This is a genomic window from Demequina aurantiaca (genome assembly GCF_000975135.1).
In the GTDB taxonomy this organism is placed as follows: domain Bacteria; phylum Actinomycetota; class Actinomycetes; order Actinomycetales; family Demequinaceae; genus Demequina; species Demequina aurantiaca.
Genome location: NZ_BBRF01000003.1, coordinates 225,762 through 241,521 on the forward strand (window position 1 = coordinate 225,762; position 15,760 = coordinate 241,521).

At 67.3% G+C, this 15,760-nt stretch carries 13 protein-coding genes and 1 tRNA gene; 4 read left to right on the forward strand and 10 right to left on the reverse strand.

All coding sequences use genetic code 11. The features are described from left to right. Positions 1-13 precede the first annotated feature (13 nt). Complete coding sequence (locus AOP73_RS11385) at positions 14-877, forward strand: PAC2 family protein (RefSeq protein ID WP_061966073.1); 864 nt, start codon at positions 14-16, stop codon at positions 875-877. A gap of 11 nt (positions 878-888) precedes the next feature. On the opposite strand, the gene AOP73_RS11390 is transcribed toward AOP73_RS11385, so the two are convergent. Continuing rightward, the gene (locus tag AOP73_RS11390; RefSeq protein WP_061966075.1) at positions 889-1,749 is read right to left on the reverse strand and encodes an undecaprenyl-diphosphate phosphatase; all 861 of its coding nucleotides are present in this window, start codon (positions 1,747-1,749) and stop codon (positions 889-891) included. 65 nt (positions 1,750-1,814) lie between these two features. Between AOP73_RS11390 and AOP73_RS11395 the strand changes: the two genes are divergently transcribed. Then, a complete protein-coding gene (locus AOP73_RS11395; RefSeq protein WP_061966077.1) occupies positions 1,815-2,777 on the forward strand; it encodes an aldo/keto reductase in 963 nt (320 codons plus the stop codon). 67 nt (positions 2,778-2,844) lie between these two features. On the opposite strand, the gene AOP73_RS12050 is transcribed toward AOP73_RS11395, so the two are convergent. Beyond that, the gene (locus AOP73_RS12050; RefSeq protein WP_061966079.1) at positions 2,845-3,171 is read right to left on the reverse strand and encodes a hypothetical protein; all 327 of its coding nucleotides are present in this window, start codon (positions 3,169-3,171) and stop codon (positions 2,845-2,847) included. 39 nt (positions 3,172-3,210) lie between these two features. On the opposite strand from AOP73_RS12050, the gene AOP73_RS11405 reads away from it, so the two are divergent. Beyond that, a complete protein-coding gene (locus AOP73_RS11405; protein WP_369345531.1) occupies positions 3,211-3,471 on the forward strand; it encodes a DUF5703 family protein in 261 nt (86 codons plus the stop codon). Positions 3,472-3,490: 19 nt separating this feature from the next. Here AOP73_RS11405 and AOP73_RS11410 read toward each other — a convergent pair whose 3' ends face one another. The 6 genes from AOP73_RS11410 to imuA' form a co-directional block, all read right to left on the reverse strand. After that, positions 3,491-4,792, reverse strand: coding sequence for a M20/M25/M40 family metallo-hydrolase (locus AOP73_RS11410; protein WP_061966081.1), 1,302 nt, complete (start codon positions 4,790-4,792; stop codon positions 3,491-3,493). An 85-nt stretch (positions 4,793-4,877) separates the two neighbouring features. Then, the gene (locus AOP73_RS12070; RefSeq protein ID WP_169746291.1) at positions 4,878-5,021 is read right to left on the reverse strand and encodes a GPGG-motif small membrane protein; all 144 of its coding nucleotides are present in this window, start codon (positions 5,019-5,021) and stop codon (positions 4,878-4,880) included. Positions 5,022-5,170: 149 nt separating this feature from the next. Beyond that, positions 5,171-5,257: transfer RNA gene (locus tag AOP73_RS11415), tRNA-Leu, on the reverse strand. A 92-nt stretch (positions 5,258-5,349) separates the two neighbouring features. Beyond that, positions 5,350-8,835, reverse strand: coding sequence for an error-prone DNA polymerase (locus AOP73_RS11420; protein ID WP_061966083.1), 3,486 nt, complete (start codon positions 8,833-8,835; stop codon positions 5,350-5,352). A gap of 14 nt (positions 8,836-8,849) precedes the next feature. Further along, positions 8,850-10,556 carry a DNA polymerase Y family protein gene (locus tag AOP73_RS11425; RefSeq protein ID WP_061966085.1) on the reverse strand — a complete coding sequence of 569 codons (1,707 nt, stop codon included), beginning with the start codon at positions 10,554-10,556 and terminating at the stop codon, positions 8,850-8,852. Then, positions 10,553-11,242, reverse strand: coding sequence for a DnaE2-dependent mutagenesis accessory factor ImuA' (imuA', locus tag AOP73_RS11430; RefSeq protein ID WP_061966087.1), 690 nt, complete (start codon positions 11,240-11,242; stop codon positions 10,553-10,555). Before imuA' ends, AOP73_RS11425 begins: the two co-directional genes overlap by 4 nt. 409 nt (positions 11,243-11,651) lie before the next feature. On the opposite strand from imuA', the gene AOP73_RS11435 reads away from it, so the two are divergent. Beyond that, a complete protein-coding gene (locus tag AOP73_RS11435; RefSeq protein WP_369345532.1) occupies positions 11,652-14,408 on the forward strand; it encodes an alpha-amylase family glycosyl hydrolase in 2,757 nt (918 codons plus the stop codon). On the opposite strand, the gene AOP73_RS11440 is transcribed toward AOP73_RS11435, so the two are convergent. Further along, positions 14,409-14,795, reverse strand: coding sequence for a DUF3054 domain-containing protein (locus AOP73_RS11440; protein ID WP_061966089.1), 387 nt, complete (start codon positions 14,793-14,795; stop codon positions 14,409-14,411). 54 nt (positions 14,796-14,849) lie between these two features. Continuing rightward, on the reverse strand, positions 14,850-15,659 hold the full coding sequence (locus AOP73_RS11445; protein WP_061966091.1) for a TrmH family RNA methyltransferase: 810 nt from the start codon (positions 15,657-15,659) through the stop codon (positions 14,850-14,852). Positions 15,660-15,760 lie beyond the last annotated feature (101 nt).

The window sequence follows — 15,760 nt, forward strand, 5'->3', positions numbered from 1 at the left end:
CTAGGCTGGGCGCATGAGTAGCGAGAATGACCCTTTGACGCTTGGTCGCAACGAGTCGATCATGATCGCCGCCTTCGAGGGCTGGAACGATGCCGGGTCGGCGGCCTCTGCCGCCCTGGACCACCTCGTCCAAGGGTGGAACGCCGGCGAATACGCGACCCTGGACTCCGAGAAATACCATGATTTCCAGGTCAATCGGCCGACGATCTCGCGGTTGCCGTCGGGAGATCGGGTGGTGTCGTGGCCCGGCACTATCCTCTCCACCACGTCTGGTCCTTGGGAGTCGGACCGCAAGCTTGCGCTCGTGCGAGGAATCGAGCCGTCCATGCGGTGGCGCGGCTTCGCGGGCGAGATACTGGACCATGCGGCGGACCTGGGGGTGACGACGCTGATCACCTGCGGCGCACTGTTGGTCGACGCTCCTCACACTCGCCCCTTGCCCACGTTTGTCACCAGCGAGGACGCCGAGGCACGGCAGCGCTTCGACCTCGAGCGCTCCGACTACGACGGACCCACCGGCATCCTGGGAGTGCTCGGTCACGAGGCAAGCCTGCGCGGGATTCGGGTGCTGTCGATGTGGGTGGGAATCCCCCACTACGTGGGTCACCCGCCCAGCCCCAAGGGCACCATGGCGCTCCTGGGTCAGCTGGAGCGCTTCATCGGCGAGCCGATCGACCTCGCCGACCTGCCGTACGAGGCCGAGGCCTGGCAGCGCGGCGCGGATGAACTCTCCGAGGAGGACGAGGAAGTCGCCGAGCACGTCAAGCAGCTCGAGGAGTTGATGGACGAGACCAGCCTTCCCGAGGCATCTGGCGAGGCCATTGCCGCCGAGTTCGAGCAGTTCCTGCGCCGTCGCGACGGCGGGCCCAACAAGTAGTTCCGAGTCGGCTAGGTCGCCGCGATGGTGCCGGTGGCGAGGAGCGCCACGATGACCGCCGCGAATCCCAGCCGGTAAATCACGAACGGCATGAACGAGTGGTTCGTGATGAGCCTGAGGAACCACACGATCACGATGTATCCCACAACGAAGGCCACCACGGCCGCCAAGATGGTGTTGGCCCAGCCCACTCCGCCCGTCTCGGTAATCTCCTGATAGTTGCTGGCGGCCTGGTAGAACCCCGATCCGAGGACGGCGGGAATGGCCAACAGGAACGAATACCGCGCTGCCGCCTCGCGGGTGAGGCCTAGGAACAGGGCCATCGAGATGGTGCCGCCCGAGCGTGAGACACCCGGGATGAGCGCGGCCGCCTGCGCGAGGCCAAGCAGCACAGCATCCTTGCCGGTGAGTTCGGTCAGCTCACGCTTCTTGGCTCCAACCTTGTCTGCCCAGCCCAGTACCAGGCCAAAGAGCGCGAGGGTGATGGCGGTGAGGTAGAGATTGCGCAGGGTGGTCTCGATGGCGTCTTGGAACAGCAAGCCGAGCACCACGATGGGGAATGAGCCGATGATGACCCACCACCCCAGCCGGGCATCGGGGCTGTGGGCGCCGAAGCGGGCTCGGCGATCCGCGCCGTCCTTGCCGCGAAGCGCATTGATCCACGCGGAGATGATCCGCACAATGTCCTTGCGGAAGTACAGCAGTACGGCCGCCTCGGTGCCGATCTGGATGATGGCGGTGAACGCCGCGCCGGGGTCGCCACCGCTAGGCAGCAGCGGACCGATGGCCCGAACGTGCGCGCTGGAGGAGATCGGCAAGAACTCCGTGAGGCCCTGGACGATTCCGAGGACGATCGATTCCCACCAATTCATAATCGCAACAGTAATACCCGCGCGCCGCCTACAGCCGTCGCCACGCGCGCGGTAAGTTCGCACTCATGCAGCGCAATCGAGTCGGAACCAGCGGCCTTGAGGTGTCAGAGCTCGCGCTCGGCACCATGACCTGGAGCCGCGACACGAATGCGGATGAGGCGGGCGGCCAGCTCGACGCGTTCCTTAACGCGGGCGGCACCCTGGTGGATACTGCGGCCTCGTACGCGGAGGGCGGCTCCGAGGCGCTCATCGGCGCGATGCTGGGAGGCACCGTGGCACGCCGCGACCTTCAGATCTGCACCAAGGCGGGCATCCGCCGGACCGCATCGGGCGGCTTTGTGGACGCGTCGCGCGACACGATGCTCGACACCCTGGACGAGTCGCTCGCACGCATGGGCACCGACCACGTGGACCTGTGGCTCGTGCACGCCTACGATTCCCGCACGCCGCTCGAGGAGACGCTGCACGCCCTCGAGATCGCAGTCAACTCCGGCCGCGCGCGCTACGTTGGGGTCTCCAACTTCCCCGGCTGGGCCACCGCCCGGATCGGCACCTTGGCGACGGGACGTCCATCCATCGCCGCCACCCAGGTCGAGTACTCGCTCCTTCAACGCGGCATCGAGCGCGAGGTAGTGCCCGCTGCTGCTGACATCGGCATGGGCGTCATGGCCTGGTCACCCCTGGGTCGAGGCGTCCTCACCGGCAAGTACCGCTCATCGATCCCTGCCGACTCGCGGGCCGCCTCCGAGCACCTCGCCGGTTTCGTGGATCCCTATCTCAACGACCACTCCACGACGGTCGTCGAGGCCTTGGCCACCGCCGCCGAAGGACTTGGCGCGACCGCACAGGAACTTGCGCTCGGATGGGTGCTCGCGCAGCCGCACATTGCCACCGCCGTCGTGGGGGCACGCACCGCGGAGCAGCTGGAGCTGTCGCTCAACGCGACCCGCAACCGTGTTCCCGCAGCAATAGTCGACGTGCTGGACGAGGTCACGGCTCCACCGTTGGGATACCCGGAACGACGTTAGGCGCGAGCCGCAAGGGCCCGCAGGATGGGGAGGTGATTGAGGTGCACACCCTCCCCCGTGCCGTGCGCTACCTCAGGTCGAACTCGTCGAGGTCGTCATCTAGGTCGTCTTCGTCTTCCTCGGCATGGGGATCGATCGCCTCGTCATCGTCGCCGGTGACGTCCTCGTCATCTTCCTCATCGTCGTACTGGTCGTCATCCTCAAGCACGAGTGGCAGCGACTCGGCGAACTCGACGTCGAGCGCCTCCTCGTATGCCTCGAAGGCCTCCGCCACGGCATCGTATGCATCGTCGGCTGCGGCATCGACCGGGCTACGCCGGGTCGCGACGGCGTCCAGGTGTGTCTCCAACGCTGCGACCAGGAGTCGCAGAGCCTCGCGCGCTTGTGTGCTCATGGTTATGACGGTACCCGCGGAACCGATTAAATGGGAGGGATGATGAAAGAACCTTCAACTCGCACGGACGCCCACGTGGTGTCGCCACGCCGCTCAGGCGAGTCGCCCAACCGCCATTTTGAGTGGCGTGTGGTCGACATTGCTCGGGATGTCTCCTACTCCGAGGCGCGCGGCATCCTCACCGAACAGGCCGAATACGGCCAATGGGAGCTCGCGCGGTCGGTGCTGTACGAAGGGGGCGCCCGCCGTGTCTGGCTAAGACGCCGGGTGATGAGGCTGCAGCGCACCGATGCCTTCTAACGCCGACGCAGCGGGTGGTCTAGCAGTCCTTCAGGAACGTGGTGAGCACGCGCTCGCCAAAGTGCAGGCTTTCCACCGGGATGCGCTCGTCGATGCCGTGGAAGAGCGACGGGAAGTCGAGGTCCTCGGGTAGCTGGAGAGGCGCAAAGCCGTAGCCGGCGATGCCGATGGCCGCGAGATGCTTATTGTCGGTGCCCCCCATGAGCGCGTAGGGCAACACGGGCGCGTCTGGGTCCTCGACACCGAGCGCCGCGATCATCTTGTCTACGAGCGGTACATCGAACGGCACCTCCAGTGAGCGCTCGGTGATGTAGTTCTCGACCTTGACGTGCGTGCCGGCGAGCTCCTCGATGGTGCGCAGGACGCTCTCCTGGTGGCCCGGGAGATAACGGGTGTCGACGAAGCCCATCGCGGTATCCGGAATCACGTTCGTCTTGTAACCGGCGTCCATCATGGTGGGGTTCGAGGTGTTGCGGACGGTCGCAGCGATCATGCGCGCGTTCGCGCCGAGCCCGTCGATTAGTTTGGCCACGCACTCCTCGGTGGGCTCGAACTCGACGTCGGTGAGCTCTGCAACGCCGCGAAGCAGCTGCTCAACGGTGGGAGACATCTCGAGCGGCCACTCGTATTGCCCGATGCGCGCCAGGGCTCCAGCGAGGTGCGTCACCGCGTTGTCGCCATGAATCAGGCTGCCGTGACCCTGCTGGCCGTCGGCGACCAGGCGCAGCCACTGGATTCCCTTCTCGGCTGTCTGCACCAGGTAGGCGCGGCGACCGTTCACGTAGGTGGAGAAGCCTCCGACCTCGCTGATGGCCTCGCTGGCACCGCGGAAGTCCTCGGGGTGGTTCTCCACCATCCATTTGGCTCCACGCGCTCCGCCGTGCTCCTCATCGGCGAAGAACGCGATGACGATGTCGCGGGCGGGCTTAATGCCGGCGTCGATCATGTTGGCGACGGAAGCCAGGATCATGGCATCCATATTCTTCATGTCCACGGCGCCGCGGCCCCAGACCATGCCGTCCTTGATCTCCGCACCAAAGGGATCGACCGACCAGTCGTCCGCAAAGGCGGGCACTACGTCCAGGTGGCCGTGAACGACGAGCGGCGGGCGGCTGCGGTCCGCGCCCTCCCAGAGGCAGGTCAGCGAGGCGCGGCCGGGCTCCGACTCTCGAATGGTGGGCTCCAGCCCAAGGTCCGTCAGGAAGGCCGCGACGTAGTCTGCGGCCTCTCGTTCCCCCGGCCCGTCCTCGTCACCGTAATTCGAGGTGTCGATGCGGATCAGGTCTTGGCAGATGCGAACGACGTCGCGCGAGGCAGTCATGTATCCAGGCTAACGCCGCCATGGAACGGCGAAGGACTCGAGCCAGAGCGGCTCGGGTCCTTCGCGAGAGGTCCTCGTGGTGCGGTCAGAAAATACTGACGCCACCAGGTCCTACTAGCAGTCCGACAATGATGAGGACGATGCCCCACAGGATGTCCTTCTTGATGAGTCGCATGATTCCCAGTACCACCAGAATCACGGCCAAGATCCAAAGAAGTGCGTAAAGCATTTTAAAGCCCCCTTATTCGTTCGGATACTGCTCTGTCGTACTCGTCAACCTTGTATCCCCCCTGGCTATTCCCACACCGTTACCGGACCGTGACATTCAACCGGGTTTGAGGCAAACAAAAAGGGCCGGAGCTTTCGCTCCGGCCCTGCTGGTGTCCGAGGGGGGACTTGAACCCCCACGCCCTTGCGGGCACTAGCACCTCAAGCTAGCGCGTCTGCCAATTCCGCCACCCGGACAGGTGGATCGAGACTCTGTTTCCAGTGCCTCAATGCGACGGTAATCGTAGCACGGCACAAGGGCGTGCAAGAAACCACTTGGGGGCAGTGATTCACCGAAAGTCGCGACTCTTGGCTGGCACCTTGAGGCTCAGCGGCGCCAGGTGCTCCGCGACCAGGTTGGTGGCGCCGTCAGCACGCTCTATGCGGCCGCGGATCACCAACGCCGGCGAACGCCTCGCGACGGCCTGAAATCTCTTCCATACCCCTACGGAGCAGATCACATTGAGGAAGCCGGTCTCGTCTTCGAGAGAGATGAACGTCACTCCCTTGGCGGTTCCCGGTCGCTGCCGATGCGTCACCACCCCGGCCACTGAGATGCGCCGTTCCGCGTCGTGGTGCAGGACCTCATCAACAGTCAGCACGCCGTTGCGCTCCAGCCCCTCCCTCACAAACACGGTCGGATAATTCTCCGTCGACACTCCCGATGCCCATACGTCAGCCACTGCCTTCTCCACCTCACTCATCCCGGGCAGCATCGGCGCCGCCACTCCTGTTGTCACGTCCGGCAGGGTGTCCGGCCCCTCGCGGGCCAGCGCTCCGGCAGCCCACAGCCCCTCCCGGCGGCTCACGCCGAGCCACTCGAGCGCGCCCCCGGTCGCCAGCGCCTCCCACTGCGCGGTGGACAGACCCTTAGCGGGGACGATGCCGGCGTCGCCCTTCACTCCCTTGGGACGCACGCGGACCCGTCGCGCCATGTCAGTAAGCGACTCGAACGGCCCCTGGGCCCGCGCGTCGACGATCGCCTGCGCCGCCTCGGCGCCAAGACCCCGCACAGACATCAGCCCCATGCGCACGGCCAGGGTGGGGTCCACGTGGCTCAGCGCCGCGAGGTCCTCGCGGCGTTCGCTCGGCACCGATGATGGCTCGGCCAGTCGCTCCACCCTTGCCAGCACGTGGGAACGGCTTACGCAGGGTCGCAACACCGTCTGTCCGTGGCGGCGGGCGTCCGCGGCGAGCGACTGGGGCGAGTAGAAACCCATGGGCTGCGCAGCGAGCAAACCGGCGTAGAACGCGGCCGGCTGGTGCACCTTGAGCCAACTCGACGCGTAGACCAGGTACGCGAACGAGTACGAGTGGGACTCCGGGAAACCGAAGTCGCTGAACGCCTTGAGCTTGTCGAAAATCTGTACCGCAACATCGGCGGGAATCCCCCGCCCGTTGGCACCCACCATGAACTTGGCACGTAGCGCCTCCATGCGTTCGGGGCTGCGCTTGGAGCCCATCGCGCGGCGCAACTGGTCCGCGAGTGAGCCGTCGAACCCGGCCGCGTCCATGGCCATCTGCATCAGCTGTTCCTGGAACAGTGGGATGCCCAGGGTCTTCTCCAGCGCCGGCTTGAGCAGCGGGTGCAGGTACGTCACCTCCTCGCGGCCGCGCGCACGGTTGATGTAGGGGTGCACCGAGCCGCCCTGGATGGGGCCGGGGCGAATCAACGCAACCTCGATCACGATGTCGTAGAAGCGGCGCGGGCGCAGGCGCGGCAGGGTCGCCATCTGCGCGCGCGACTCCACCTGAAACACCCCAACCGTGTCCGCGGCGCACAGCAGGTCGTAGACCTCCGGGTCCTCCTGCGGGAGCGAATGCAGTCCCAGCTCCTGTCCCGTGTGCTCGTGGATGAATGCGAACGCGTACCGCAGCGCGGACAGCATGCCCAGGCCCAGCAGGTCGAACTTCACCAGGCCCGCGTCGGCGCAGTCGTCCTTGTCCCACTGCAGCACGGTACGCCCTGGCATGCGCGCCCACTCCACGGGGCAGACGTCGATCACCGGACGGTCGCACAGCACCATGCCGCCCGGGTGGATGCCCAGGTGCCGGGGTAGCCGCATGAATTGCTGCGCGAGGTCCAGCACGGGGTCGGGGATGTGCTCGAGGTCCTGCGGAGGGTTCTTGTTCGGTGACTGGTCGTCCATGTTCAGGTCCGGCCAGGCCGACTGCCGGGCGGGAGCCGCCTCGGGACGCGCACGCACGCGAGGCTGCGTGGCCGACTCCGGCCAGACCGAGTCCCGGGTCACCGCCGCCTGCTGCTCCTGCTTCTCGGGTGTGACGCGCAGGTCACCCCACCGGTCGATGCTCTTGGACCACGCATCCTGCTGACCTACGTCGTACCCCAGCGCCTTGGCGGCGTCGCGCACCGCGGAGCGCGGCCGGTACTGGATGACGTTGGCGACCATCGCGGCGTTGATGCGCCCAAAGCGCTGGAACACGTACTGGATGACCTCCTCACGGCGATCCGACTCGATATCTACGTCAATGTCCGGCGGCCCGTCACGCTCGGGCGCCAGGAAGCGCTCGAACAGCAGCCCGTGGGTCACAGCGTCCACCGCGGTGACCCCTAGCGCGAAGCAGACCGCGCTGTTGGCGGCCGACCCCCGCCCCTGGCACAGGATGTCCGACTCGCGGCAGAAGCTGACGATGTCGTGGACGATCAGGAAGTAGCCGGGAAAGTCCAGCGCCTCGATCACGTTGAGCTCGTGCTCGAGTTGCTTCCAGGCGCCCGGCACCCGCTCGTCACCGCGTGGCCCGTAGCGCGCGTGGGCGCCACGGTTGACGAGTTCGCGTAGCCACGAGGCCTCGGTGTGCCCGTCCGGCACCGGGTACGGCGGCAGTTTAGGCGCCACCAGCTTGAGGTCGAAGGTGCACTCGGCGGCCAGGCGCGCGGCGGTGGTCACGGCCTGGGGCGAGCGCCGATGCCGGTACATCATCTCCGCGCCGCTGCGCAGGTGCAGTCCGGAGGAGGAGGGCAGCCAGCCGTCCATGTCGTCGAGCGAGGACCGCGACCGCACGGCCGACAGCGCCGTCGCCAACTCGGCTCCGCGGGGGTTCGCATAGTGCGCGTTGGTGGTCGCGACCAGCGGCAGGTTGGCGTCAAAGGCCAGGTCGCTCAGGGCGTCGTTGCGCTCCGAGTCCAGCGGGTCGCCGTTGTCCGTGATCTCCACGGCCACGTTGTCGCGCCCAAACAGCGCCGCGAGAGTGTCGATCTCACGGCGTGCGGCGGCGAACCCCTGCGCGGAGACTCCCCCGCCCAGTGCGCCCTGCGCGCCGGGCACCCCCATCCCCGACAGCGCGCGTCGCACGTTGCCCTTGCGGCAGCCGGTCAGCACCAGGAACTCTCCGTCGCCGGCGTCCGCGAGCGACTCAAGGGTGTACCTCGCCAGCCCTTTTTCTGCCGTCGCCAGGTGTGCCATGCCGATGGCGTGGCTGAGGCGCGCGTAGCCCGCCGGGCCGCGGGCCAGCACCACCAGGTGGCTCGAGCGGGGATCCGGCTTGCCGGTGGGCGCCTCGAGCACCGGCGCTCCCCCGCGATCGTCGGCCACGGGCAGGTGTAGTTCCGCCCCGAACACGGTGGGTATGCCGATGGCTCGGGCGGCATTCGCGAAGCGCACGGCGCCGTAGAGGCCGTCGTGGTCCGTGATGGCCAGTGCGCTGAGTCCCAGTCGGCCGGCCTCCGCGACCATCTCCTCGGGTTGGCTCGCGCCGTCCAGGAAGCTGAACGCGCTGTGCGCGTGCAGCTCCGCGTAGTCGATGCAGTCAGTCATGATGCCCCATCGAGTTAGTCATAGACCGCCTCCAGCGCCCAGGCGCCGCCGGAGAAGGACGCGAGTACCGCTGGCCCCTCTCGCACCGCGATCTGTACGTACGCACCCCGCGTCGAATCCGGCGCCCACCAGCGCTCCACGACGGGCCACGGCCCGGCCCACGACTCGATGGGTTGCGGCAGCCCCCACGACGGCTCGCCCACGTCACCCACGTGTCCCGACGACGGGTGCCTGCGGGCGGTGGCCATGCGCTCGTCGCGGGGGTCGACGGGCAGGCGCACCCAGGTGGGTGGCGCGCTCATGCCCAGTCTGCGATCCACCGTGACCGGCTGACCGCCCGCGTCCAGCAGGGCGAGCGGCTGTGGGGTCACCAGCACCGTGGCGGGCGCGGGGTCGGGAATGCGCCCCGGCCACGGATGTTCGATGCGCCGGCTGGGCGCGGATTCCTGCCCCCAGGGCAGGGTGAGGACTCGGTCGCGCGGGTCGCGCCCACCCTGCTCGCGCACGGACAGCACGCCGTCTGCCCCGATCAGACCCTGAATCCTCTCGAGCGTGCGGTGAGCACGAGCATCGGCGCCGGAAACCCCGCCCCATAAGTAAGCCTGCTCACTACCTAGGGCAATGACGTCCTGAGCCGTCACCGTCAGCGAGACCAGCGGTGCGGGCTCGGGCCCCTGCGAGGTACCAGACAGCCACCCCTCGAGTTGCCAGCGCACGCGGTCGGCCATGTGCTTGGCGAACGCGCCGGACCGGCTGCCCACATCGGTGCGCCACACCCGCTCCAGCGAGTCGCCACGCTCGGTCCGGGCCGCGATGCACACCCGGCCGCACCGCACCCCGGCCTCGAGCAGTGTCACGTCCAGTTGACCTGCCACGTGCGCGGCGACCAGCGCAAGCTGCTCGACCCGCTGGGCCGGCTCCTCGAACACGTACTCCACCGCGATGTCGTCCTCGCTGCGCCGCAGCACCGGTGGCCGCACGTCCTCGCCGCGGCCGATGCGGTACGCCCACATTCCCGCCGGGCCAAACCGCGCCAGGACGTCCGCACTGGGCAGCGCCGTGAAGTCGTGCAGCGAATACAGGCCTAGTCGGCTCAGCACGCCGGCCAGGTCTTCTACCGCTTCCCGGTGCTGCCGCTCCATGGCCGCCAACACCAAGGTGTCGATCGGCAGCGACGCCAGGTAGTCGGCGGACCCGCCCACGGGCACCAGCGCCGAGTTCCGGGCGGCGACGATCGCGGCAAGCAGCCCGTCGGCGGCCCCCACCGAGCACTCGTATCCGGCGTAGTCGGCAATGGATTCGACAAGAGCCTCGGCCAGCGCCTCCTCCGAGCCGTGAAAGCGGGCGGCACCATCGGCCGGAATCATCAGTAGTCCCGGGCGCGAGACCTCCACCCCCGCCACCACGCGTTCGGCAGCCGCGGCGACCGCCTCAAATTCGCGCGAGTCGCGGCCCTCGTCATACGGCAGAATCTCCAGCTCGGGGCAGGCTCGTTGTGCGAGACGCTTGCGCATCCCCCGCTTCACTCCTGCCGCACGCGCGGCGGCGGAGACCGCGACCATGCCGCGCCCGTGCAGCACGGCGGCCGGCACCTCGGAGCCCAGCCCGGCGGCGGTCATCGCCGCGGCCACGGGCCAGTCCGGCACCCACAGGACCGCGCGACGCACCGTGGAGACGGTGACCTGACCTACTCCGCGGGGAACGTCCGCCCGGGTACTCACGCAACCTCCTCGTCAATGACGGTCCGCGCGCCGGGGCGAGACCATGCCACACCGGGGTCGAGGTCGAGCGTGACGTTCACGCGCCGCCGAGACCCCTGCGAGCGTCCGCCTACAACCACCGTCATCTCGCGCTCGCGCAGGCGCCCATCCCCGGAGCCGAGCCCGCGCCAATGACTGCTCTCTACTTTCAGGGAAACGTTCGCTCCATCCCACGGCTCCGCGACCAGCAGCACACTGCCCCGCTCCCGTGCCCGCGAGGCAAGCCGGCGCCGGTCCGCGTGAGACAGCGCGAGGCGGGGTCCGAGCATGACCACGTCCATGCCGTCCACGCACGCCCCCACCACCTGCGCGGCCTGCACCCCCGGGTGAGGCATCAGTGCGAGTCGAGACAGCTCGATCCCCCGCCGGGCCGCCGCCACAACGCCCACCCTCGGCAGGCCGACGATCGCGGTCCAGGATCCATTCGCCGATGCCTCCGCGCCCAGCGCGAGCATCAGCGAGGTTGCACCCTCGACGCTCACCACCTGACCGCGGCGCAGCCCCTGCGGCAGGAGCGACCCAAGCGCATCGGCGAGAGGCAGCGCGGGAGCCTCGTCCGGGACTCGTTCCACGCCCACTTTCTGATGCACCGAGGCCAGTGCCGCCCGGGCTCGGGCGAGGCGCGTCGCAGAGTCGTCTGTACTCATCGCACCTCACCTCCCTTTCACTGCAGCTTCACCGCGACGCCTCGCGGCGACACTTCACGACGAGACTTCAAGCACGCCACTCAACATCCATTCGAACACTTGTTCGATTATCGCATTCAACGCTGACATTCGCGCACTGTCAACCGGGGTGCCCGTATCGCCAGGTCGTCGCCAAATCTCCACGCAATCACAGCCCAGCACACGCATCGGCCCCACCCCCTCACCGCCATCACAGCCCCTGCCCCGGCATCGCCTCTGGCATGTAAGCGCTTACTTATTGATCACTGCACCACCTGCGCCCAACATCGTCCGCCCTAAAACTCAGCCTGAAGAGCGAGTCGGTCGTGTTGCAAGCGCGAATGCAAACGCATACGCTCTGGGGCAAGACCTGCAATGAAGGAGGATCGCCTTGACCACCACCCGCCGCCTGCTTTCGCCGCTGGGACTCACCGCCACCATCACCGCGGTGGCCATGGCAGCACTCATCACGGGTGGCATCGTCGCGGACACGAGTTCCCCGGCGGAAAGCGCCGAACCGCACGCCGTCGCTCCCCTTCGCGGAGCCACCACCGACCAGAACTTCTACTTTGTGATGGCGGACCGCTTCGCCAACGGCGACACCTCGAACGACGATGGCGGACTGGGCGACGACCCCATGGTCTCGGGCTTCGATCCCACGCAGGCGGGCTTCTACCAGGGTGGGGACCTCAAGGGGCTGACGGACAGGCTCGACTACATCGAGGGCCTAGGCACCACCGCGCTCTGGCTCACCCCCAGCTTCACCAACAAGGCCGTGCAGGTCGAGGACAACTCCGCTGGCTATCACGGCTACTGGATTACCGACTTCACGAACATCGACCCGCACCTGGGCACCAACGACGAGCTCACGACCCTGGTGGACGCCGCCCACGAGCGCGGCATGAAGGTGTTCTTCGACATCATCACCAACCACACCGCGGATGTGATCGGCTACGAGTCCAACCCGCGTGAGGCGTACGTGTCCAAGGACGAGCGGCCGTACACCGATGCGTCGGGACAGGAATTCGACGACCGCGACTATTCGTATGGAGGGGACGATGCCGCCACCGGCTTCCCCCCGCTCGACGCCCAAACATCATTCCCGTACGTCCCGGTGCTCGATCCCGGTGAAGAGGATGCCAAGACTCCCGCGTGGCTGAACGACGTGACGCTCTATCACAACCGCGGAAACACCACCTTTACCGGGGAGGACAGCCAATACGGCGACTTCTTTGGGTTGGACGATCTGTTCACCGAGAACCCCGTGGTGGTGGACGGCATGATCGACATCTACAGCACGTGGATCAAGGACTTTGGCATTGACGGCTTCCGCATCGACACCATGCGCCACGTGGACGACGGCTTCTGGCAGCGCTTTGGGCCCGAGGTACTGCAGTTCGCGCACGACCAGGGCAAGGAGGACTTCTTCATGTTCGGCGAGGTGTTCGACACGTCGCGCCCCTATACGTCCTCCTTCACCACGATGGATCGCATGCAGGCCGTGCTCGACTTCCCGTTCCAGGACGCGGCCCGCTCGTACGCCTCGGGCGGCGGCAGCGCGCAGGCGCTGGCCGACTTCTACGCCGGCGACGACTGGTACACGGACGCGGACTCCAACGCGTATCAACTACCCACGTTCCTCGGCAACCACGACATGGGCCGCATCGGTAGCTTCATCCAGGCCGACAATCCCGGCATCGCGGACGACGAGGCGCTGGCGCGGGACACCCTCTCCCACCAACTCATGTACCTCACGCGCGGCAACCCGGTCATCTACTACGGCGACGAGCAGGGCTTCACCGGCGAGGGCGGCGACATCCAGTCGCGCCAGCCGATGTTCGCTACGCAGATTGACGAGTACGTGTCGCAGGATCTGATCGGCACCGACGTGACCCAGGCCGAGGACACCTACGACACCACCCACCCGCTTTACGCGACCATCGCTGACCTCGCGGCGCTGACCAAGGAGCACCCGGCGTTACGCGACGGCGTCCAGCAGAACCGCTACGCCGACCCCGGCGCCGGGATATACGCGTTCTCCCGCATGGATCGCGACGAGGGTGTCGAGTACCTGGTAGCCATCAACAATTCCAACGAGGAGCGCACCGCTAGCGTGTCGACCTGGTCGCCGTCCACGGATTTTGCAGGCATCTACGGCGCCGATGCCGTGGCGACGTCCGGCGCTAGTGGTGAGGTGGGTGTGGCCGTCCCGGCCACGTCTGCCGTGGTGTACCAAGCGGCCAAGCCAATCCCGGCATCGGCCGATGCTCCTGGCGTGACGATCTCCGAGGCGGACTCAGCGCCCGAGGCCCCCGGTCGCGTGCGCGTGGCCGCAGAGGTCGACTCCGACGCCTATGCGGAGGTGTCCTTCTGGGCCGATGCCGGGGATGGGTGGCAATACATCGGCACCGACGACAATGCGCCGTTCGTGGTCTACCAGGATGTTTCCTCGCTCGCGCCGGGCACAGCGGTTCAGTACGCGGCCGTGGTGGCCGACAACGCGGGCCACACGGCGACATCGGAGTTCGCGAGCGCCCAGGTTCCCGCCCCGGAGGTAAACATCACCTCGCCGGAGGTGGGCGCGACCTTGGGCTCGGCGCCCGTGATCAGCGCGACCGTCCTACCGGACCGGCCCGGGACGTCGGTGATGTTCCAGCGTCAGGTCGACGGCGGGGACTGGGAAGAGGTTGGAACGGATGCGTCCGCGCCTGTCTACACCGTGATTGACGATGCCACGGAGCTTCAAGACGGCGCGGACGTTCTCTACCGCGCCATCGCAACTCAGGATGGGGTGGAGGCTCGGTCGCTAGCGCTGTCCACGCGCGCCGGCGCACTCGCTCAGCCCGATGAGGTGGCCCTGCCCGGCACGGTAAATACGGCGATGGGCTGCGGCGAGGACTGGGCGCCGTGGTGCGACCAGGCGCAGATGACTCTCGATGCCGACGCTGCCACGTGGTCCATCACCGTGGACCTACCCGCGGGCGACTACGAATACAAGATCGCGATCGACCGCGCGTGGGACGAAAACTACGGCGTCGATGGCGTGCCCGACGGCGCGAACATCCCGCTGTCGCTGAGTGCGGACTCGACCGTGACATTCACCTACGACAACGAGACACACGTGGTGACGGTGGAAGGCGCGAGTTAGTCAGGCCTTGAGCCCGCGCCGCTTCGCGACCCATCCAGCAATCAAACGCCAGCCTATGAGAGTCACTGCGAGGAACAACGCTGCGACGATCATGAACGAGACCGCCACTCCTTGGCCGCTCACTAGTCGTAGCAGCATGCCGACTCCCAGCGTCGCCGCCCAGACGATCACGCCGGTGGGCCACCACGCGCACGGCTTGTTCCATGCCTTAGCCAGCACCCAGCCAGCGGCGGCTCCCGCGAGGAACGGCCACAGCGTGCCGAGCAGCCCCAGCCCGTTGCCACCCAGAATGCCCTCTTCATGGGTCGCGCGACCGATGACCGCGAACACGAGGATCGCTCCCGCGTCCAACGCGGCTGCACCGCGAGCCGCCTGCTTGAGATTCATGGTGAGCCTTTCAGAAAGTCGGCGTGGCGCACCGCCACGGCCACGTCTTGAGTCTTAGCGGACGCGCAGTTCCCACAGCGCCACCGCCGATGCCGCGGCCACGTTGAGCGAGTCCACTCCCCCGACCATGGGGATCACCACGGGCACGTCCACGTGGTCGAGTGCGGCTCGGGTCATGCCGTCGCCCTCGGTTCCCATCACGAGCGCCACACGGTCGTCCGCCCGCGCGGCGAACTCATCCAGCGGCACCGCACCCTCTGCCAGCGCCATGCCTGCCACCACAAAGCCTGACTCGCGTAGCTCGTCCAGCACTCCTGGCCAGGTCTCGGCCCGCGTCCACGGCACTTGAAACACCGTCCCCATCGACACCTTCACGCTGCGGCGGTACAGCGGGTCCGCGCACGTGGGCGACACGATCACGGCATCGGCGCCTATCCCGGCGACCGAGCGGAAGATCGCCCCCACGTTCGTGTGGTCCACGATTCCTTCGAGCACCACCACTCGCCTTGCGTCTCGCACCAGATCCGCAACGGAGGGCAACACCGGCCGATGCATCGCAGCCAGCGCCCCGCGGTGCACCTGGTACCCGGTGACCTCCTCGAGCACGTCGTCCGGCGCCACATACAGCGTCACGTCGGTCGCGGCCGCTCCCAGCGCCTCGACGATGCCGTGCACCCACTTGGGGGTCATGAGCAGCGAGCGGGGTGAGTGCCCGGCACGCACAGCTCGCGCGATCACCTTGGCACCCTCGGCCATATAGAGTCCGCGCTCAGCTTCGAGGGAGCGGCGCAACGCCACGTCGGTGAGCCCGCGGTAGTCACTCAGGCGCGGGTCGTCGGCTGACTCAATGGGGATCACTGGCATGCGCCCATTGTTCCAGGTGCGTCCCGTCGTGAAGGCGCATGCTTGCCCGCTCCTTCAGTTCGGGACCCACGTGCCTTCAGGAAGGACGCCCCCAATGTTGT